General features: G+C 61.9%; 24 protein-coding genes. 10 read left to right on the forward strand and 14 right to left on the reverse strand.

Translation table 11 applies throughout. The features are described 5' to 3' along the window. The 9 genes from hisD to Q9451_RS25710 all read right to left on the reverse strand — a co-directional run bounded on the left by hisD (nucleotide 1) and on the right by Q9451_RS25710 (nucleotide 6,874). Entirely contained in the window at nucleotides 1–1,326 is a 1,326-nt protein-coding gene (hisD, locus tag Q9451_RS25670) for a histidinol dehydrogenase (RefSeq protein WP_012270669.1), read from the reverse strand. A 126-nt stretch (nucleotides 1,327–1,452) separates the two neighbouring features. Further along, the gene (hisG, locus tag Q9451_RS25675; protein ID WP_012270668.1) at nucleotides 1,453–2,088 is read right to left on the reverse strand and encodes an ATP phosphoribosyltransferase; all 636 of its coding nucleotides are present in this window, start codon (nucleotides 2,086–2,088) and stop codon (nucleotides 1,453–1,455) included. 92 nt (nucleotides 2,089–2,180) lie between these two features. Beyond that, entirely contained in the window at nucleotides 2,181–3,446 is a 1,266-nt protein-coding gene (murA, locus tag Q9451_RS25680) for a UDP-N-acetylglucosamine 1-carboxyvinyltransferase (RefSeq protein ID WP_012270667.1), read from the reverse strand. A gap of 23 nt (nucleotides 3,447–3,469) precedes the next feature. Then, nucleotides 3,470–3,709: a BolA family protein gene (locus tag Q9451_RS25685; RefSeq protein ID WP_003255121.1), complete on the reverse strand. Its 240-nt coding sequence runs from the start codon at nucleotides 3,707–3,709 to the stop codon at nucleotides 3,470–3,472. Between the two features lie 117 nt (nucleotides 3,710–3,826). Then, on the reverse strand, nucleotides 3,827–4,129 hold the full coding sequence (locus tag Q9451_RS25690; protein ID WP_012270666.1) for an STAS domain-containing protein: 303 nt from the start codon (nucleotides 4,127–4,129) through the stop codon (nucleotides 3,827–3,829). Further along, nucleotides 4,126–4,773, reverse strand: coding sequence for an ABC transporter substrate-binding protein (locus tag Q9451_RS25695; protein WP_012270665.1), 648 nt, complete (start codon nucleotides 4,771–4,773; stop codon nucleotides 4,126–4,128). The genes Q9451_RS25690 and Q9451_RS25695 overlap by 4 nt, the downstream gene beginning before the upstream one ends. A 9-nt stretch (nucleotides 4,774–4,782) precedes the next feature. Further along, nucleotides 4,783–5,268 (reverse strand): outer membrane lipid asymmetry maintenance protein MlaD, encoded by a 486-nt coding sequence (mlaD, locus tag Q9451_RS25700; RefSeq protein ID WP_012270664.1) that lies wholly within the window; start codon nucleotides 5,266–5,268, stop codon nucleotides 4,783–4,785. Further along, nucleotides 5,268–6,065, reverse strand: a complete 798-nt coding sequence (mlaE, locus tag Q9451_RS25705) for a lipid asymmetry maintenance ABC transporter permease subunit MlaE (RefSeq protein ID WP_012270663.1) — start codon at nucleotides 6,063–6,065, stop codon at nucleotides 5,268–5,270. Before mlaE ends, mlaD begins: the two co-directional genes overlap by 1 nt. Then, entirely contained in the window at nucleotides 6,065–6,874 is an 810-nt protein-coding gene (locus tag Q9451_RS25710) for an ATP-binding cassette domain-containing protein (RefSeq protein ID WP_012270662.1), read from the reverse strand. The genes mlaE and Q9451_RS25710 overlap by 1 nt, the downstream gene beginning before the upstream one ends. Before the next feature lie 248 nt (nucleotides 6,875–7,122). Between Q9451_RS25710 and Q9451_RS25715 the strand changes: the two genes are divergently transcribed. From Q9451_RS25715 to Q9451_RS25760, 10 genes are all read left to right on the forward strand, one after another. Further along, nucleotides 7,123–8,097 (forward strand): KpsF/GutQ family sugar-phosphate isomerase, encoded by a 975-nt coding sequence (locus tag Q9451_RS25715; protein WP_012270661.1) that lies wholly within the window; start codon nucleotides 7,123–7,125, stop codon nucleotides 8,095–8,097. Between the two features lie 12 nt (nucleotides 8,098–8,109). Then, nucleotides 8,110–8,634 carry an HAD family hydrolase gene (locus tag Q9451_RS25720; protein WP_012270660.1) on the forward strand — a complete coding sequence of 175 codons (525 nt, stop codon included), beginning with the start codon at nucleotides 8,110–8,112 and terminating at the stop codon, nucleotides 8,632–8,634. An 8-nt stretch (nucleotides 8,635–8,642) separates the two neighbouring features. Beyond that, nucleotides 8,643–9,215 (forward strand): LPS export ABC transporter periplasmic protein LptC, encoded by a 573-nt coding sequence (gene lptC / locus Q9451_RS25725; protein WP_012270659.1) that lies wholly within the window; start codon nucleotides 8,643–8,645, stop codon nucleotides 9,213–9,215. Continuing rightward, nucleotides 9,202–9,726 carry a lipopolysaccharide transport periplasmic protein LptA gene (lptA, locus tag Q9451_RS25730; RefSeq protein WP_012270658.1) on the forward strand — a complete coding sequence of 175 codons (525 nt, stop codon included), beginning with the start codon at nucleotides 9,202–9,204 and terminating at the stop codon, nucleotides 9,724–9,726. Before lptC ends, lptA begins: the two co-directional genes overlap by 14 nt. Then, complete coding sequence (lptB, locus tag Q9451_RS25735; RefSeq protein WP_012270657.1) at nucleotides 9,727–10,452, forward strand: LPS export ABC transporter ATP-binding protein; 726 nt, start codon at nucleotides 9,727–9,729, stop codon at nucleotides 10,450–10,452. A gap of 175 nt (nucleotides 10,453–10,627) precedes the next feature. Beyond that, on the forward strand, nucleotides 10,628–12,121 hold the full coding sequence (locus tag Q9451_RS25740) for an RNA polymerase factor sigma-54 (protein ID WP_041166385.1): 1,494 nt from the start codon (nucleotides 10,628–10,630) through the stop codon (nucleotides 12,119–12,121). Between the two features lie 79 nt (nucleotides 12,122–12,200). Then, complete coding sequence (gene raiA / locus Q9451_RS25745; protein ID WP_003255135.1) at nucleotides 12,201–12,509, forward strand: ribosome-associated translation inhibitor RaiA; 309 nt, start codon at nucleotides 12,201–12,203, stop codon at nucleotides 12,507–12,509. Between the two features lie 12 nt (nucleotides 12,510–12,521). After that, nucleotides 12,522–12,986, forward strand: coding sequence for a PTS IIA-like nitrogen regulatory protein PtsN (gene ptsN / locus Q9451_RS25750; RefSeq protein ID WP_012270655.1), 465 nt, complete (start codon nucleotides 12,522–12,524; stop codon nucleotides 12,984–12,986). A gap of 2 nt (nucleotides 12,987–12,988) precedes the next feature. After that, nucleotides 12,989–13,843, forward strand: a complete 855-nt coding sequence (gene rapZ, locus Q9451_RS25755; protein WP_012270654.1) for an RNase adapter RapZ — start codon at nucleotides 12,989–12,991, stop codon at nucleotides 13,841–13,843. Nucleotides 13,844–13,862: 19 nt separating this feature from the next. Next, nucleotides 13,863–14,135, forward strand: a complete 273-nt coding sequence (locus Q9451_RS25760) for an HPr family phosphocarrier protein (protein ID WP_010952144.1) — start codon at nucleotides 13,863–13,865, stop codon at nucleotides 14,133–14,135. Between the two features lie 45 nt (nucleotides 14,136–14,180). Here Q9451_RS25760 and Q9451_RS25765 read toward each other — a convergent pair whose 3' ends face one another. From Q9451_RS25765 to Q9451_RS25785, 5 genes are read right to left on the reverse strand one after another with little or no spacing between them, the layout of a single operon-like run. After that, complete coding sequence (locus Q9451_RS25765) at nucleotides 14,181–15,074, reverse strand: ZIP family metal transporter (protein ID WP_012270653.1); 894 nt, start codon at nucleotides 15,072–15,074, stop codon at nucleotides 14,181–14,183. Between the two features lie 11 nt (nucleotides 15,075–15,085). Continuing rightward, entirely contained in the window at nucleotides 15,086–15,697 is a 612-nt protein-coding gene (locus tag Q9451_RS25770) for a superoxide dismutase (protein WP_012270652.1), read from the reverse strand. A 1-nt stretch (nucleotide 15,698) separates the two neighbouring features. Next, nucleotides 15,699–16,160: a hypothetical protein gene (locus tag Q9451_RS25775; RefSeq protein WP_012270651.1), complete on the reverse strand. Its 462-nt coding sequence runs from the start codon at nucleotides 16,158–16,160 to the stop codon at nucleotides 15,699–15,701. 28 nt (nucleotides 16,161–16,188) lie between these two features. Further along, a complete protein-coding gene (locus Q9451_RS25780) occupies nucleotides 16,189–17,565 on the reverse strand; it encodes a class II fumarate hydratase (protein WP_041166384.1) in 1,377 nt (458 codons plus the stop codon). Beyond that, nucleotides 17,558–17,959: a hypothetical protein gene (locus Q9451_RS25785; protein ID WP_012270649.1), complete on the reverse strand. Its 402-nt coding sequence runs from the start codon at nucleotides 17,957–17,959 to the stop codon at nucleotides 17,558–17,560. Before Q9451_RS25785 ends, Q9451_RS25780 begins: the two co-directional genes overlap by 8 nt. Nucleotides 17,960–18,058 lie beyond the last annotated feature (99 nt).

Consider the following 18,058-nt stretch of genomic DNA (forward strand, 5'->3'; position numbering starts at 1 on the left):
TCAGTTCCCCTTGTCTTGGGTCAGGATACGGTATTCGGCGCTACGGGCGTGGGCGGTCAGCGACTCGCCACGGGCCAGGACCGAGGCGGTGTGGCCCAATTCGGATGCACCCTGCTCGGAGCAGAAGATGATCGACGAACGCTTCTGGAAGTCATACACCCCCAGCGGCGACGAGAAGCGCGCGGTGCCGGAGGTGGGCAGCACGTGGTTGGGGCCGGCGCAGTAGTCGCCCAGCGCTTCGCTGGTGTGGCGGCCCATGAAGATCGCGCCAGCGTGGCGAATGTGCGGCAGCCAGGCCTGCGGGTCGGCCACAGACAACTCCAGGTGCTCCGGGGCGATGCGGTTGGCCACATCCATGGCCTGCTGCATGTCACGCACCTGGATCAGCGCGCCACGGCCATTGATCGACTTCTCGATGATCTCGGCACGCTCCATGGTCGGCATCAGCTTGTCGATGCTGGCGGCAACGCGGTCGAGGAAGGCGGCATCCGGGCTAACCAGAATGGCCTGGGCGTCTTCGTCGTGTTCGGCCTGGGAGAACAGGTCCATGGCGATCCAGTCCGGGTCGGTCTGGCCGTCGCAGACCACGAGGATTTCTGACGGGCCGGCGATCATGTCGATGCCTACCTGGCCGAACACGTGGCGCTTGGCGGTGGCAACGTAGATGTTGCCAGGGCCGACGATCTTGTCGACCTGCGGCACGCTTTCGGTACCGTAGGCCAGCGCAGCGACAGCCTGAGCCCCCCCGACGGTGAACACACGGTCGACACCGGCGATGCACGCGGCGGCCAGCACCAGTTCGTTGACCTCACCACGCGGGGTCGGCACTACCATCACCACTTCGGCCACGCCGGCAACCTTGGCCGGGATGGCGTTCATCAGCACCGACGACGGGTACGACGCCTTGCCGCCTGGCACGTACAGGCCAGCACGGTCCAGTGGGGTGACTTTCTGGCCGAGCACGGTGCCGTCGGCTTCGGTGTACTGCCAGGAGTCCTGCTTCTGCCGTTCGTGGTACATGCGCACACGGTTGGCGGCCTTTTCCAGGGCTTCGCGCTGGATAGGGGTAATGCGGGTCAGCGCCAGTTCCAGGCGTTCGCGGTTGAGGATCAGGTCTTCAATCGACTTCGCATCGACACCATCGAAACGCTGGGTGAATTCCACCAGCGCGGCATCGCCACGCTCACGCACGGCCTTGATGATGTCGAGCACGCGCTGGTTGACCGCGTCATCAGACACACTTTCCCAGCTCAGCAGATGATCCAGATGTCGGGCGAAATCCGGATCAGCAGCGTTGAGACGGGCAATTGCAGTGGACACGGTCATGGCGAGGGCCTCGATTATTAGCGAATGCTCAGGCGCCCTAGGCTACCAGTCCATCCGCGCGGGCACCTGAGAAAAATGGCTATGACGCGGATAGACGGGCGCGACAGCGAAGGCCGCGCTCAGGAATCAGCCGCGGTGTCGCGATTCGACCGCTTGGCGCAGCGTGTCGATCAAGTTCTGGATGCGGGCGTGCTGCATCTTCATGGAGGCTTTGTTGACCACCAGGCGCGAGCTGATCGTGGCGATCAGTTCCTGGGGCTCCAGGCCGTTGGCACGCAGGGTGTTGCCGGTGTCGACCACGTCGATGATCTTGTCGGCAAGGTTGATCAGCGGTGCCAGCTCCATCGAGCCATACAGCTTGATGATGTCGACCTGGCGGCCTTGTTCGGCGTAGTAGCGCTTGGCTACGTTGACGAACTTGGTGGCCACACGCAGGCGGCCCTTGGGCTCGGGTGCGCCGACCACGCCAGCGGTCATCAGCTTGCACTGGGCAATCTGCAGGTCCAGGGGCTCGTACAGGCCCTGGCCGCCGTACTCCATCAGCACGTCCTTGCCGGCCACACCCAGGTCGGCAGCACCATGCTCGACATAGGTCGGCACATCGGTGGCACGCACGATCAGCAGGCGCACGTCGTCCTGCGTGGTGGGGATGATCAGTTTGCGGCTCTTGTCCGGGTTCTCGGTCGGCACGATACCGGCCTCGGCCAGCAACGGCAGGGTATCGTCGAGAATACGGCCTTTGGAAAGCGCGATGGTCAACATTGGAACGTCGGTCCTTAAGCGGCTGCTGCCGGCCAGGTCATCGACCTGGCCGCATTCAATTCGAAAGGTGCGTCCTTGCACCAGCGGGCTATTTAGCCCGGTACGCGGCGGATTTTTGCGCCGAGCATCTGCAGTTTCTCTTCGATACACTCGTAACCACGGTCGATGTGGTAGATGCGATCGATCAACGTATCGCCTTCGGCAACCAGCGCCGACAATACCAGGCTGGCGGAAGCTCGCAGGTCGGTGGCCATGACCGGCGCGCCTTTCAGCGCCTTGACGCCGGTGACGATGGCAGTGTTGCCTTCGACCTGGATCTGCGCGCCCATGCGGTGCATTTCGTAAACGTGCATGAAGCGGTTTTCGAAGATGGTCTCGATCACCGCGCCAGTGCCTTCGGCAATGGCGTTCAGCGAGATGAACTGCGCCTGCATGTCGGTCGGGAACGCCGGGTACGGGGCCGTACGCAGGTTGACGGCTTTGGGCCGCTTGCCGTGCATGTCCAGCTCGATCCAGTCTTCGCCAGTGTTGATGTCAGCGCCGGCTTCCTTGAGTTTTTCCAGTACGGCTTCAAGGATGGTCGGGTCGGTGTCCTTGACCTTGACGCGGCCACCGGTCACGGCGGCGGCGACCAGGTAGGTACCGGTTTCGATACGGTCCGGCATCACACGGTAGTTGGCCGAGTGCAGGCGCTCGACGCCATCGATGGTGATGGTATCGGTGCCAGCGCCCTGGACGTTGCCGCCCATGGCGTTGATGAAGTTGGCCAGGTCAACCACTTCAGGCTCGCGCGCGGCGTTCTGCAGCACGCTGCGGCCCTTGGCCAGGGCTGCGGCCATCATGATGTTCTCGGTACCGGTCACGCTCACGGTGTCGAAGAAGAAGTGCGCGCCACGCAGGCCACCTTCAGGTGCCTTGGCCTTGATGTAGCCGCCTTCTACTTCGATCTTCGCACCCATGGCCTCAAGGCCACGGATGTGCAGGTCGACCGGGCGCGAACCAATGGCGCAGCCGCCAGGCAAGGCCACTTCGGCTTCGCCGAATCGGGCAACCATCGGGCCCAGCACCAGGATCGAGGCGCGCATGGTCTTGACCAGTTCGTAAGGCGCAACCAGGGTCTTGATGGTACGTGGGTCGATCTCCACCGACAGCTTTTCGTCGATCACAGGCTCGATGCCCATGCGCCCGAACAGCTCGATCATGGTGGTGATGTCGTGCAGGTGTGGCAGGTTGCCCACGGTGACCGGGCCATCGGCCAGCAGGGTCGCCGCCAGAATCGGCAGGGCTGCGTTTTTCGCGCCCGAAATGCGGATCTCGCCGTCAAGACGAGCGCCGCCAGTAATAATCAGTTTGTCCATTGGAATCTCGCCGCCAAGTTGGCTCAGGTGCGCTCAGCCCAGGCTGCGCTGCTGAAAAATTTCATGGTTACCGCATGGATGCTGCCATTGGCGATCCACGGATTCAGGTGAGCATAGATCGCCTGCTGGCGTTTGACCGGGCTCAGGCCAGCCAACTCGTCGCTGATCACGTTCAACTGGAAGTTGCAGCCTTCGCCTTCAACTTCGACCCGGGAACCCGGCAATTTCTCTTCAAGGAAGCTTTTAACTTCTACGGCCTGCATGCTCAACCTCAATCGGCGCCCGATGCGCACGGGTCGGCCATCATACAAAAAAGCCCCTCGCCTGCGAAGCCCAACGAAGGCTTCGCTGACCGAGGGGCCATCATCCGCGCCGGGCCATCAGGTTGCCAGCACTTCATCAAGGTCATAGACCCCGGCAATTTCCCGCATGTCGTCGGGCATGCCACGTACCTCGCACGCCTTGCCGGTGGCCTGCGCGTCGCGAATGTACGCAAGCAATAGCGACAAGCCGACACTCGACGACTTCTCGACAGCCGAGCAATCAAGCACCAGACGTGGCTCGCGAGAACCGTCGATCAGCGCCTTGCCCTGCTTGCGCAAGGCCGGGCCGCTGCGGTAGTCCAGCACACCCGCCAGGCGCAGTACGCCCGGCTCGGCCATGCTCACACCGGCCTCACTCATTGGACGGTCTTCTCTGGCGAGTTGTCGGCCGCCTGCTTGGCCTTGGCCACTTCGCCGGCCCAGCCATCGATGGTCTTGTCCAGGTCGTTGCCGTTGCGCTGCATGGCATCGGCGAACTGATCGCGGAACAGTTTGCCAATATTGATGCCATTGACGATCACGTTACGCACCTTCCACTCACCGCCGATGTTTTCCAGGGTGTACTGCACCGGGTACACGGCACCGTTGTTGCCGGTCACCTTCATGCCGACACTGGCGCGCTTGCCGTCATCGGCCTTGGCCGGATCGACAACGATACCCTGGTTGTTGTATTCGAGCAGGGCATTGCCATAGAACTGCATCAGGCTGCGCTTGAAGTTTTCCTGGAAGCGCTGCATCTGCTCCGGGGTAGCCTTGCGCGAGTACTTGACGGTCATGATGCTGCGGGAAATACCGTCTGCGTCCACCACCGGCCCAAGAATGCGGTTCAGCGATTCATAGAAGGCGTTGGGGTTGGACTTGTACTGCTCCTTGTTGGCCTTGAGGTCGCCGAGCAGTTCATTGGTGGTGCCCTGGACCACATCGTGCGGTGTCTGCGCAGCCATGGTCAGCAAGGGGAAGGCCGCCAGCAGGACCAGCAAGCCACGTCGCAGGATCGAAATCATGGAAACTCCTTAATTAGCCGGTTGCGCTTCTTTCGGTTCCTTGCCAACAGAGTTGAGCAGGAACTTGCCAATCAGATCTTCCAGCACCAGTGCCGACTGGGTGTCATGGATGGTCGCGCCCTCCTTGAGCACCTGGTCTTCACCGCCCACGCTGATGCCGATGTACTTCTCGCCAAGCAGACCTGCGGTCAGGATCGAGGCAGTGGAGTCGGTCGGCAGGTTGTCCACCGACTTGTCCAGTTGCAGCGTCACCCGACCGGTGTAGGAATCACGGTCCAGATCGATGGCGGTGACCTTGCCGATGGTCACACCGGCCATTGTCACTTTAGCTCTGACCGTCAAACCGGCGATATTGTCGAAGTAGGCATAAACTTTATAGGTATCGCTGCTCGGGCTGGCCGACAGCCCGCTGACTCGCAGGGCCAGCAGCAGCAGCGCCAGGATCCCGGCCAGGAGGAACAGGCCGACACCGATTTCCAGGGTGCGGTTTTGCATCAGAAATCTCCAAACATCAAGGCGGTCAGAATAAAGTCCAGACCCAGCACTGCCAACGAGGCATAGACCACGGTCTTGGTGGTGGCACGGCTGATCCCTTCTGAGGTGGGCTCACAGTCGTACCCCTGGAAAACGGCGATCCAGGTTGTGACGAAAGCGAACACCAGGCTCTTGACCAGCCCGTTGAGCACGTCGTCAGTGAATGAAACACTGTTCTGCATGTTGGCCCAGAACGAGCCCTCGTAGACGCCCAGCCAGTCCACTGCCACCCACGAGCCACCCCAGATACCGACCACGCTGAAGATCAGCGCCAGCAGCGGCAGCGAGATGAAACCGGCCCACAAACGTGGCGCAACGATGTACTTGAGCGGGTCGACGCCAATCATTTCCAGGCTCGACAACTGCTCGGTGGACTTCATGTTGCCGATTTCGGCGGTCAACGCGGAACCGGCACGGCCCGCGAACAGCAGCGCCGTCACCACCGGGCCAAGCTCACGCAGCAGGGTCAGGGCAACCATTTGCCCTACCGCCTGCTCCGAGCCGTATTTGGTCAGGATGCTGTAACCCTGCAGCGCCAGCACCATGCCGATGAATACCCCGGACACGACAACGATCGCCAGCGACAGCACACCCACCGAGTACAGCTGCTTGGTCAGCAGTTGGAAGCCGCCGCCAATGCCGCCGCGACCGACCAGCGCATGGAACAGGAACAGGCACGAACGCCCGAGCACGGCCAGCACGTCGATTGCCGAACGGCCCAGCAGACGGACACGTTCGAGTAAGGATTTTCTGCGCATCAACGCGCCCCCAGCAGGTCGGCGCGGTAGTCAGGCGCGGGAAAGTGGAAGGGTACCGGGCCGTCCGGGTCGCCTTTCATGAATTGGCGAATCCGTGGGTTGTCCGAGCCCATCAGCTCATCAGGCGTGCCCTGGCCCAGCACCTGACCATCACCTACCACGTAGATGTAATCGGCAATGCTGGCGGTTTCTGCCAGGTCATGGGAAACCACGATGCTGGTGATGCCCAGGGCGTCGTTGAGCAGGCGGATCAGGCGCACAAGTACCCCCATGGCGATCGGGTCCTGGCCGACGAACGGTTCGTCGTACATGAGGATCTGCGGGTCCAGGGCAATCGCCCGAGCCAGCGCCACTCGGCGCTTCATGCCACCGGACAGCTCGTCGGGCATCAGGTCGATGGCGCCGCGCAGGCCCACGGCCTGCAGCTTCATCAACACGATGTCACGGATCATTTCATCCGACAGCTGGGTATGCACGCGCAGCGGGAACGCGACGTTCTCGAACACGTCGAGGTCGGTGAACAGCGCGCCGCTCTGGAACAGCACACCCATCTGCTTGCGGGCGTCGAACAGGTCGCTGCGCGACAGCGTCGGCAGGTTCTGGCCGGCCACCCATACCTCACCGCTGGAAGGGCGCAGCTGCGCGCCCATCAGGCGGAGCAACGTGGTCTTGCCGCAACCCGATGGTCCCATGATGCCGGTGACCTTGCCGCGCGGGATGCGGATGTCGACGTTGCTGAAAATGCTGCGCGAACCGCGTTTGAAGGTAACCCCCTTCAACTCGACCGCGTAGGCGCTATCCACACTCATCTAGACTCCTTGCTAGTGCAGCCTCGTCCTAATGGACGCCGGCCTCCATCAGGAAGGCACACGCACCCCTGGCAGGCCGAATAGCGGCGAACTATAGCACCGCTGACAGCGCCGCCCCAAGGCCAGGCAAGCAGTCGTTCAGCCCCGAGACAGGCTTTGATGACATTCGCTACAGCAATCGAAGGGGTGAGGGTTTTCTTCATTGCGCGTATAATCGCGGCCTTTTCATCAGGCACTGCTTTTTCGACATGAGCCAATCCAGCGAGCTGATCCAATCCGCCCAACGCACCCTGCGCCTGGAACTCGAGGCCGTAGAGGCCCTGCTGGCGCGCATCGACGACAATTTCGTCAAGGCCTGCGAACTCATCCTGGCCAGCAAGGGCCGGGTTGTCGTGGTCGGCATGGGCAAGTCCGGGCACATCGGCAACAAGATCGCCGCAACCCTCGCCAGCACCGGCACCCCGGCGTTTTTCGTACATCCGGCCGAAGCCAGCCATGGCGACATGGGCATGATCACCCGCGATGATGTCATCCTTGCCCTGTCGAATTCCGGCAGCACTGCCGAAATCGTCACCCTGCTGCCGCTGATCAAACGCCTGGGCATCAAACTTATCAGCCTGACCGGCAACCCGGACTCGCCGCTGGCACAGGCCGCCGAGGTCAACCTCGACGCCCGTGTCGAGCAAGAAGCCTGCCCGCTCAACCTGGCGCCCACCTCCTCCACCACGGCATCGCTGGTACTGGGTGACGCGCTGGCCATCGCCCTGCTCGAGGCCCGCGGCTTCACCGCCGAGGACTTCGCCTTCTCGCACCCAGGCGGTGCGCTGGGCCGCCGCCTGCTGCTGAAGGTCGAGAACGTCATGCACAGCGGCGATGAGCTGCCTCAGGTACCTCGCGGCACCCTGCTCAAGGATGCGCTGCTTGAAATGTCCCGCAAAGGTTTGGGCATGACCGTGATCGTCGAGCCCGATGGCAAGCTGGCCGGGATCTTCACCGACGGCGATCTGCGCCGCAGCCTGGACCGCAACATCGATGTGCACACCACCCTGATCGACCAGGTCATGACCGTTCATGGCAAAACCGCGCGGGCCGAAATGCTCGCCGCCGAAGCCCTGAAGATCATGGAAGACCACAAGATCGGCGCCCTGGTGGTGGTGGACCGCGAGGACCGCCCGACCGGCGCCCTGAACATGCACGACCTGCTGCGCGCCGGCGTAATGTAAAGGAGCGATGGAATGAACCAGGACCTCATGCAACGCGGCAAGAGCATCAAGCTCGCGGTATTCGACGTGGACGGCGTGCTCACCGACGGGCGCCTGTACTTCCTCGAGGACGGCAGCGAATTCAAGACCTTCAACACGCTCGATGGCCAGGGCATCAAGATGCTCATGGCCTCGGGGGTGACCACCGCCATCATCAGCGGGCGCAAGACCCCGGTGGTCGAGCGTCGCGCCAAGAACCTCGGTATCCCGCACCTGTATCAGGGGCGCGAGGATAAATTGGTGGTGCTTGACGGCCTGCTCGCCGAACTGGGCCTAAGCTATGATCAAGTGGCCTACCTGGGGGATGACCTGCCCGACCTGCCGGTGATTCGCCGGGTGGCACTGGGCATGGCTGTAGCCAACGCCGCACCGTTCGTACGCCAGCACGCTCATGGCGTGACCCAGGCACGCGGTGGCGAAGGCGCGGCCCGTGAATTCTGCGAACTGATCATGCAGGCCCAGGGCACCCTGGACGCTGCCAACGCCAACTACCTGTAAGGCTGCCCATGTTCAGCAAGAAAGCCCGAAACATTGTGCTGCTTGGGGCGATCGCCGCCCTGCTGGTAGCCATTGGCTACTGGAATGTCAGCCCGGAAAGCTTCCTCGACAAGCCGGTGGCCCAAGTCGACGAAAGCGCCATCGACTATTACGCGATCAACGCCCACAGCGTGCAGTTCCTGCCCGACGGCAAGCTGCAGTACGAAATGACCGCCGACAAGGTCGAGCACCTCAAGGCCAGCGAAATTACCCTGCTGACCACGCCGGACCTGCACATGTACCGCGGCACCGAATACCCGTGGCACGTACAAAGCACCCGCGCCGAGGTCAACCCGGACGGTACCGAGGTCGAGCTGATCGACAAGGTACGGGTTGCCCGCACCGACGAAAAGCAGCGTGAAACCATCATTACCAGCTCACGCATGACCGTGTTCCCGCAGAAGCAATATGCGCAGACCGAGCAAGCCGTTAGAATCGACGGCGCCGGTGGCACAACTACGGGCAAAGGAATGAAAGCGTATTTGAAAGAAGGCAAGATGGACTTGCTCTCTAACGTAAGAGGACAGTATGAGGCTCGTTAAAACCCTCCCCCTTTTGCTCAGCCTGAGCGCAGCACTGGGAAGCGCGAGCGCCCTCGCCCTGCCGAATGACCGTGACCAGCCTATCCGCATCCAGGCCGATAACGCCCACCTGGATGACAAGCAAGGCGTGGCCACCTACACCGGCGACGTGATCATCACCCAGGGTTCGATGATGATCAAAGGCAACACCGTGACCATCACCCGTTCCGCCTCCGGCGATATCGACGTGGTGACCTCGGTGGGCAACCTGGCCTACTTCGAGCAGCAGCAGAGCGCAGCCAAGCCGGACAAGATGAAGGGCTGGGGCGTGACCATCCAGTACCAGTCGCAGAAGGACCTGGTGATCCTCACCGACCGCGCCAAGGTCGAGAACGAAGGCAACACCACCGAAGGCGAGAAGATCGTCTACAACACCCAGACCCAGGTGGCGACCGCCGGTCGCGGTGGCAACGTGACTACACCGCGTCAGCGTATCGACATGGTGATCCAGCCCAAGAAGAAGGCCGAGTAAATGGCAACCCTCAAAGCCCAGCACCTGGCCAAGAGCTACAAGGGCCGGCAGGTGGTACGTGATGTCAGCCTGTCGATCGACAGCGGCCAGATCGTCGGCCTGCTCGGCCCTAACGGCGCCGGCAAGACCACCTGCTTCTACATGATCGTCGGGCTGGTCCAGGCCGAACAGGGCCGGGTACTGATCGACAACCTCGATGTCAGCCATCAGCCCATGCATGGCCGTGCGCGCGCCGGTATCGGCTACCTGCCGCAGGAAGCTTCGATCTTCCGCAAGCTGTCGGTGGCCGACAACATCATGGCCATCCTCGAAACCCGCAAGGACCTGGACCGCGAAGGCCGCCGCAAGGAGCTGGAAAGCCTGCTGCAGGAGTTCCACATCAGCCACATCCGCGACAACCTCGGCATGAGCCTGTCCGGCGGTGAACGCCGCCGCGTCGAAATTGCCCGCGCCCTGGCGACCGCACCCAAGTTCATCCTGCTGGACGAACCGTTCGCAGGTGTCGACCCGATCTCGGTCGGCGACATCAAGCAGATCATCCACCACCTCAAGGCCAAAGGTATCGGTGTACTGATCACCGATCACAACGTGCGTGAGACCCTGGATATCTGCGAAACCGCCTACATCGTCAACGATGGCCGGTTGATTGCCGAAGGCGACGCCGAAACCATCCTTGCCAACGATCTGGTCAAAGAGGTTTACCTGGGCCACGAGTTCCGCCTCTGACCCGAGGCGCGCCTGGAGTACCGGCAAATAGCCCCAAAACTACGGGTAAAGTTGTTACGGTACTCTAGGCAAACGCTACAATTTAAGGCATAAAACTTGCTTGATCTGGCGCCTCGGCGCCCTCGTGTAGTGGATGGCGCATGCGCGCCGGCGAACAAGGTATTAAGCCCCAGCCATGAAACCATCGCTCGTCCTAAAAATGGGCCAGCAACTGACGATGACACCGCAGTTGCAACAGGCCATCCGTCTGCTCCAGCTTTCCACCCTGGACCTCCAACAGGAAATCCAGGAAGCGCTGGAGTCGAACCCGATGCTCGAACGTCAGGAAGACGGCGACGACTTCGACAACAGCGACCCGATGGCGGACAACGCCGAAAACAAGCCGGCCGCCGAAGCCCAGGACAATAGCTTCCAGGAAAGCACTGTCAGTGCCGACAGCCTGGAAGACGGTGAGTGGAGCGAGCGCATCCCCAACGAGCTTCCGGTCGATACCGCCTGGGAAGACATCTACCAGACCAGCGCCAGCAGCCTGCCGAGCAACGATGACGACGAGTGGGACTTCACCACCCGCACATCGGCCGGCGAGAGCCTGCAAAGCCACCTGCTGTGGCAGCTGAACCTGGCGCCGATGTCCGATACCGACCGCCTGATCGCCGTAACCCTGATCGACAGCATCAACGGCCAGGGGTATCTGGAAGACACCCTCGAGGAAATCTGCGCAGGTTTCGACCCTGAGCTGGATATCGAGCTGGACGAAGTCGAAGCGGTACTGCACCGCATCCAGCAGTTCGAGCCAGCTGGCGTGGGCGCACGTAACCTGGGCGAATGCCTGCTGCTGCAACTGCGCCAGCTGCCCGCCAGCACCCCGTGGATGACCGAAGCCAAGCGCCTGGTCACCGATTTCATCGACCTGCTCGGCAGCCGCGACTACAGCCAGTTGATGCGGCGCATGAAAATCAAGGAAGACGAGCTGCGCCAGGTCATCGAGCTGGTGCAAAGCCTCAACCCGCGCCCCGGTTCGCAGATCGAATCCAGCGAGCCCGAGTACGTAGTGCCTGACGTCATCGTGCGCAAGGACAGCGAGCGCTGGCTGGTGGAGCTGAACCAGGAAGCCATCCCACGCCTGCGCGTCAACCCACAGTACGCGGGCTTCGTACGCCGTGCCGACACCAGCGCCGACAACACCTTCATGCGCAATCAGCTGCAAGAAGCGCGCTGGTTCATCAAGAGCCTGCAAAGCCGCAATGAAACACTGATGAAGGTTGCCACGCAGATCGTCGAGCACCAGCGCGGCTTCCTCGACCACGGCGATGAAGCAATGAAGCCGTTGGTGTTGCACGACATCGCCGAAGCGGTGGGCATGCACGAGTCGACCATTTCGCGGGTTACCACGCAAAAGTACATGCACACACCGCGTGGCATCTACGAACTGAAATACTTTTTCTCCAGCCACGTCAGCACCTCCGAAGGCGGAGAATGCTCGTCCACGGCGATCCGCGCGATCATCAAAAAACTGGTTGCAGCGGAAAATCAGAAAAAGCCATTGAGTGACAGCAAGATCGCTGGTTTACTGGAGGCACAAGGCATCCAGGTAGCCCGTCGCACCGTCGCCAAGTACCGCGAGTCCCTCGGCATCGCACCGTCGAGCGAGCGCAAGCGACTGATGTAGCCCCTGAGATGTGCCACAGCGTTTGTGGGGCAGGTGCAAGACCTGCTTCTTTATGCACGGGCAACAAAGGAGAAGCTGTATGCAAGTCAATATCAGTGGACAGCATGTAGAAGTCACCCAGCCACTTCGCGATTATGTGCTTGAAAAGCTCGCTCGCGTGGAAAGTCACTTCGACAAGATCACCAACGTGCAGGTCATCATGAAAGTCGAGAAGCTGCAGCAGAAGGTCGAAGCGACCCTGCAGATTCCCGGCGGCGAAGTGGTAGCCAACGCCGAACACGAAGATATGTATGCAGCGATCGACGCCTTGGCCGACAAGCTCGACCGCCAACTGAAAAAACACAAGGAAAAACAGCAAAGCCTGCTGCAAGGTGCAGCTGCCCGCTGATCCCCCCCATCCATGATCCGACTTGAAACCATCCTGACCCCCGGCCGTTCCCTTGTGAACGTGCCGGGCGGCAGCAAGAAGCGCGCCCTGGAAAAGGTCGCCACCGTCATCGCCGATCAAGTGCCAGAACTGGAGATGCAGGACGTCTTCGAAAAACTGGTCGCCCGGGAAAAACTCGGTTCTACCGGTTTCGGCAATGGCATCGCCATTCCGCACTGCCGGCTTGAAAGATGTTCCGCTCCTGTCAGCGCCCTGCTGCACCTTGAAGCACCTATCGATTACGACGCCATCGATGGCGCGCCGGTGGACCTGATGTTCGTCCTCTTGGTGCCCGAAGCCGCTACCGATGCGCATCTGGAACTGCTGCGTCAGATCGCCAGCATGCTCGATCGCAAGGAGGTCCGTGATCGCCTGCGTGCGGCCACCAGCAGTGAGGCCCTGTTCCAGGTTGTCCTGGACGTACAGAACGAGCACTGAACATGCGCCTGATCATTGTCAGCGGCCGGTCCGGCTCCGGCAAGAGCACTGCCCTCGATGTCCTGGAAGACAACGGTTTCTACTGCATCGACAACCTGCCGGCCGGGCTGCTGCCGCAGTTGGCGGAAGACGCACTGATCAACACCGAACTGCTGCAACCGAAGGTTGCCGTGTCGATCGACGCACGCAACCTGCCCAGCCACCTGACGCGCTTCCCCGAATTGCTCGAAGAAGCCCGCGCGCGGAACATCCAGTGCGACGTGCTGTTTCTGGATGCCGACGAAGATATGCTGCTCAAGCGCTTCTCGGAAACCCGCCGCCGCCACCCGCTGACCAACGCCAACCGCTCGCTCGCGGAAGCAATCCGCGTGGAAAGCGATTTGCTGGGGCCGATCGCCGACCTGGCCGACCTGAAAATCGACACCACCAACCTGAACCTGTATCAGCTGCGTGACTCGATCAAGCTGCGCCTGCTCAACCAACCCGAGCCTGGCACTGCGTTCCTGGTCGAGTCGTTCGGCTTCAAGCGCGGCATGCCGGTCGACGCCGACCTGGTGTTCGATGTGCGCTGCCTGCCCAACCCCTACTGGAAGCCCGAGCTGCGAGAGCACTCGGGCCTCGACCAGCCAGTGATCGACTACCTGGCTGCCCAGCCGGATGTCGAAGACATGTACAACGACATTTCGGGCTATCTGCTCAAGTGGTTGCCCCGCTTCGCCGCCAGCAACCGCGCTTATGTCACCATTGCCATCGGCTGCACCGGCGGCCATCACCGTTCGGTGTACATCACCGAGCGCCTTGGCCAACACCTGCAGCAAACCCTGAAAAACGTCCAGGTCCGCCACCGCGACCTCTAGCCCAAGGATCCGCCCCACGATGCCCGCCCGCGAAATCACCATCATCAACAAGTTGGGCCTGCATGCCCGGGCGGCAGCCAAGTTCGTCGGCGTGGCCGGCCGCTTCCCCTGCCAGGTACGGGTTGGACGTGCGCCGGACAAGCTGGTGGATGGCAAGAGCATCATGGCGGTGATGATGCTGGCAGCGGGCAAAGGCACCCAGGTGCACCTGCATACCGAGGGTGAGCAAGACAGCGATGCCATGGACGCGCTGGTCGAACTGATCAACAACTTCTTCGACGAAGGCGAATAAAGCCGGCACGCTCCTTGTTGGAGCGCGCGCCAACCTGATGATGAATCAGGACATCGCGGTATCCATCACCATCATCAGACAGAAGCCGATACACAACCCCAGGCTAGCCAGCCGATGGTGGCCATTGCTGCGCGACTCCGGGATGATTTCCTGGGTGACCACTAGCAGCATCGCCCCCGCCGCACAGGCCAAACCCAGCGGCAGCAGGAGTTCGGCAACATTCACCAGCCAGGCACAGATCACTGCGGCCACCGGTTCGACCAGCCCTGACGCAGCGCCTATCAGGAAGGCTTTGAAACGCGGCATGCCCGCCCCGGCCAGCACCAGCGCAATCACCAGCCCCTCAGGCACATCCTGCAACGCAATGCCCATGGCCAGGCTGTCGGCGTCGGCCATGCCGCCACCGGCCGACACTCCAATCGCCATGCCTTCAGGGATGTTGTGCGCAATGATGGCAATGACAAACAGCCAGATACGTGCAGCAATCACCGGCTGATTGTCGGTGCCAACCAGCGCTTCTGGCGAGGCGCCAGACACCTTGAGGTCGACCAGAAACAGGCACAGCGCACCGAACAACAAGCCGAAGCTGATCAGGCCACCCGCGCCCCAAGGGCTGAACCCGATGGACTGGGCGGCATCCAACCCCGGAATGATCAGGGAAAACGCGGTGGCTGCCAGCATCACACCGGCGCCGAAACCCAGCAGCGTGTCGGCCAGCGCCACTGGCATGTTGCGAATGACCAGTACCGGTACTGCGCCCAGTGCAGTGCCCAGTGCACATAACGCACCGCCCTCCAGGGCGCGCAGCATGCGCGGTTCCAGGTCCAGCCAGGCGAGGCCACGCGCTACCAGCAGCGCGGTGCCAGCCAGCAACAGCAAGGTCCCAAGCGCCAGGCGGAACAGGCGCACACTGCTGACAGACATCACCTCAGAGCGCATACCGGTTCGACTCACTTCAGGGCTTCGAGGTAACGGCGCTCCACTTGCGCCCAGTCAATGACGTTGTAGAAGGCGCCGATGTATTCCGGACGACGGTTCTGGTACTTGAGGTAATACGCGTGCTCCCACACGTCCAGGCCGAGGATTGGCGTATTGCCGTGCATCAACGGGCTGTCTTGGTTGCCACTGCTCTCTACCACCAGGGTTTTCTGCGGTGTCACGCTTAGCCAGGCCCAGCCGCTGCCGAAGCGCGTCAGCGCAGCCTTGGTGAAAGCCTCCTTGAAAGCCTCGAAGCCGCCCAGTTGCGCGGTGACAGCTTGCGCCAGCTGGCCCACAGGCTCACCGCCACCCTGTGGCGACATGACGGTCCAGAACAGGCTGTGGTTGGCGTGGCCGCCGCCGTGGTTTGTAACTGCGCCACGCAGGTTTTCCGGAAGTTGCTTGACGGCGCCAACCAGCTTCTCAACCGGCCATTCGGCCCACTCGGTGCCTTCGATAGCGGCGTTGAGACCATTCACGTAGGTCTGATGATGCTTGGTGTGGTGGATTTCCATGGTCTGGGCGTCGATGTGCGGCTCCAGCGCGTCATAGGCGTATGGCAATGCAGGCAGGGTATGTGGCATGTCAGTGAATTCCGTAGGCATGGGTTCTGGGTGCCAGGTCCCGCTGGGCAGCGAGCTCGCTGGCCCCGGCGCTGTGGCGACTTAGCAGGCGCTCGGTACGCGGGTACTGGCCGTACTCGGCGATGAAACTCAGCAGTTCGGTGTAGGTGCGCCCGCTGTGGCGCAAGGCCGCATCACGCAGCGCCTGCGGCAGGCGCGTCTCCTGGCTGGCCTGCAGCAGCCGCTGGTGAGCGGCGCACAAGTAGTCGGCGCTTTCCTGCGGCTGGTTCAGGCGCAGGTGCAAGTCGGCCAGGTTATGGTGGGCGATGACGAAAGCGGCCACCGCTTCGTCGACGTCATGCCAGCGCTCGAACAGCACCTGGGCCAGCGCCAGGGCTTGCAGGTAGTGTTCCCGGGCGTCGACCAGCTCGCCTTGATCGAACAGGCGGTTGGCGGTTTCCGTGGTGCGTTTCCAGTGCTGCATGGCAAATCTCCTTGGCGGTGACGCAGGGTCAGATTCCGCCGGCGGTGAGTTTTTCCGGGTCCAGCAGTGCTTCGAGCTGGTCACGCGACAAATCGGTGTGCTCCAGCGCCACATCGATGATCGGGCGACCTTGCTTGTACGCGGTCTTGGCGATTTCGGCGGCCTTGAGGTAGCCGATGATCGGGTTCAGCGCAGTGACCAGGATCGGGTTGCGCGCCAGGGCTTCCTTGAGCTTGCCCTCGTTGACCTTGAAGGTGGCGATGGCCTTGTCGGCCAGCAAGCGGCTGACGTTGGCCATCAGCTCGATGCTTTCCAGCAGGTTGCGGGCGATCACCGGCAGCATCACGTTCAGCTCGAAGTTACCGGACTGCCCCGCGATGGCGATGGTGGCGTCGTTGCCAATCACCTGGGCGGCGACCATGGCAGTGGCCTCCGGGATCACCGGGTTGACCTTGCCCGGCATGATCGAAGAGCCAGGCTGCAGGCCTTGCAGCTCGATTTCGCCCAGGCCGGCCAGCGGGCCGGAGTTCATCCAGCGCAGGTCGTTGGCAATTTTCATCAGTGCCACAGCGGTAGTCTTGAGCTGGCCAGACAGGGCCACGGCGGTATCCTGCGAACCGATCAGGGCAAACAGGTTTTGCCCTGGGGTGAACTCGACTTGGGTCAGGCCACTGAGTTGGCGGGCAAACACGCCAGCGAACCGGGGGTGGGCATTGATGCCGGTACCCACGGCGGTGCCGCCCTGGGCCAGCGCCTGCAGGCTCAGCAAGGTGGCTTCGAGGTGTGCCTTGGCGCCGTTGATCTGTGCCGCCCAGCCATCCAGCACCTGGCTCATGCGCACCGGCATGGCGTCCATCAGGTGGGTGCGGCCCGTTTTCACATACTGATGCACTTGCGCCGACTTGGCCTCGATCACCTGTACCAGGTGCGCCAAGGCTGGCAGCAACTGTTCGTGCAGGGCCAGCGCGGCACTGACGTGGATAGTGGTCGGGATGATGTCATTGCTGCTCTGGCCACAGTTGACGTGATCATTGGCATTGACTGCCTCACCCAGTACGCGGCTGGCCAAGGTCGCGATCACTTCGTTGGCGTTCATGTTCGAGCTGGTGCCGGAGCCGGTCTGGAACACATCGACCGGGAAATGCTGGATGAAGTCTTCGGCCAACAGTTGCTCGACAGCCTTGACGATGGCTTGGCCCTGCGCGGCGGACAGTTGTTCCAGCTCGATGTTGGCCTTGGCCGCGGCTGCCTTGGCCAGCAGCAGAGCACGAATGAACTGGGCCGGCATGCGCTGGCCGCTGATCGGGAAGTTGTCGACCGCGCGTTGGGTCTGGGCGCCGTACAGGGCCTGGGCAGGCACCTGCAGTTCACCCATGCTGTCACGCTCGATACGGGTATCACTCATCATCAAATCCTTGCATCAGTTCATCGGGAGAAATCGACGGCAGCAGGCGGCAATTTGCCAACTGCAGGGCGTAGGGTTGCCAGCGCTGGTTCTGCTCCTGGCGGTCGAGGTTGCGCAGGTCCAGCAGCGGTCGCCAGGCCTGGTCCAGGCACTGGCAGCGCCAATGCCAGGGCAGCATGCGGTCGCAGGCGGTATCCAGCAGCAGGCGGAAGGAGGTCAGTGCCACCGTCCATGACGAGGTTTGCGTACAGCACACCAGGTAGCGGCCTTCGGCCAGGTAATGCTCGATCAGCCGTGGCTCGTCAGGCTCGAGCGCACAGCGAATGCGCCGGCTGAGCCAGCGCCAGTTTTCCAGGTAGGGCAGTTCGCGGAGGACGGGTTTCATGAACATCATCGCCGGGTGACTGGATAATGATATTCATTATTAAGTGATAAATAGAATCACTTCAAGTATCCGTTAGTGAAAGAAAAACCCGGCACGATGGCCGGGTCT

The organism is Pseudomonas sp. NY8896 (genome assembly GCF_039634505.1).

Bases quoted from the DNA above. Each gene is read 5' to 3' on its own strand.
- Q9451_RS25710 (WP_012270662.1), bottom strand. From the start codon at position 6,874: ATGAGTGTGGATAGCGCCTACGCGGTCGAGTTGAAGGGGGTTACCTTC.
- Q9451_RS25685 (WP_003255121.1), bottom strand. From the start codon at position 3,709: ATGCAGGCCGTAGAAGTTAAAAGCTTCCTTGAAGAGAAATTGCCGGGT.
- Q9451_RS25690 (WP_012270666.1), bottom strand. From the start codon at position 4,129: ATGAGTGAGGCCGGTGTGAGCATGGCCGAGCCGGGCGTACTGCGCCTG.
- lptC (WP_012270659.1), top strand. From the start codon at position 8,643: ATGTTCAGCAAGAAAGCCCGAAACATTGTGCTGCTTGGGGCGATCGCC.
- Q9451_RS25740 (WP_041166385.1), top strand. From the start codon at position 10,628: ATGAAACCATCGCTCGTCCTAAAAATGGGCCAGCAACTGACGATGACA.
- hisD (WP_012270669.1), bottom strand. From the start codon at position 1,326: ATGACCGTGTCCACTGCAATTGCCCGTCTCAACGCTGCTGATCCGGAT.
- hisG (WP_012270668.1), bottom strand. From the start codon at position 2,088: ATGTTGACCATCGCGCTTTCCAAAGGCCGTATTCTCGACGATACCCTG.
- Q9451_RS25780 (WP_041166384.1), bottom strand. From the start codon at position 17,565: ATGAGTGATACCCGTATCGAGCGTGACAGCATGGGTGAACTGCAGGTG.
- mlaD (WP_012270664.1), bottom strand. From the start codon at position 5,268: ATGCAAAACCGCACCCTGGAAATCGGTGTCGGCCTGTTCCTCCTGGCC.
- Q9451_RS25775 (WP_012270651.1), bottom strand. From the start codon at position 16,160: ATGCAGCACTGGAAACGCACCACGGAAACCGCCAACCGCCTGTTCGAT.
- murA (WP_012270667.1), bottom strand. From the start codon at position 3,446: ATGGACAAACTGATTATTACTGGCGGCGCTCGTCTTGACGGCGAGATC.
- lptB (WP_012270657.1), top strand. From the start codon at position 9,727: ATGGCAACCCTCAAAGCCCAGCACCTGGCCAAGAGCTACAAGGGCCGG.
- Q9451_RS25785 (WP_012270649.1), bottom strand. From the start codon at position 17,959: ATGATGTTCATGAAACCCGTCCTCCGCGAACTGCCCTACCTGGAAAAC.
- lptA (WP_012270658.1), top strand. From the start codon at position 9,202: ATGAGGCTCGTTAAAACCCTCCCCCTTTTGCTCAGCCTGAGCGCAGCA.
- Q9451_RS25715 (WP_012270661.1), top strand. From the start codon at position 7,123: ATGAGCCAATCCAGCGAGCTGATCCAATCCGCCCAACGCACCCTGCGC.
- raiA (WP_003255135.1), top strand. From the start codon at position 12,201: ATGCAAGTCAATATCAGTGGACAGCATGTAGAAGTCACCCAGCCACTT.
- mlaE (WP_012270663.1), bottom strand. From the start codon at position 6,065: ATGCGCAGAAAATCCTTACTCGAACGTGTCCGTCTGCTGGGCCGTTCG.
- Q9451_RS25770 (WP_012270652.1), bottom strand. From the start codon at position 15,697: ATGCCACATACCCTGCCTGCATTGCCATACGCCTATGACGCGCTGGAG.
- Q9451_RS25720 (WP_012270660.1), top strand. From the start codon at position 8,110: ATGAACCAGGACCTCATGCAACGCGGCAAGAGCATCAAGCTCGCGGTA.
- Q9451_RS25760 (WP_010952144.1), top strand. From the start codon at position 13,863: ATGCCCGCCCGCGAAATCACCATCATCAACAAGTTGGGCCTGCATGCC.
- Q9451_RS25765 (WP_012270653.1), bottom strand. From the start codon at position 15,074: ATGCGCTCTGAGGTGATGTCTGTCAGCAGTGTGCGCCTGTTCCGCCTG.
- ptsN (WP_012270655.1), top strand. From the start codon at position 12,522: ATGATCCGACTTGAAACCATCCTGACCCCCGGCCGTTCCCTTGTGAAC.
- rapZ (WP_012270654.1), top strand. From the start codon at position 12,989: ATGCGCCTGATCATTGTCAGCGGCCGGTCCGGCTCCGGCAAGAGCACT.
- Q9451_RS25695 (WP_012270665.1), bottom strand. From the start codon at position 4,773: ATGATTTCGATCCTGCGACGTGGCTTGCTGGTCCTGCTGGCGGCCTTC.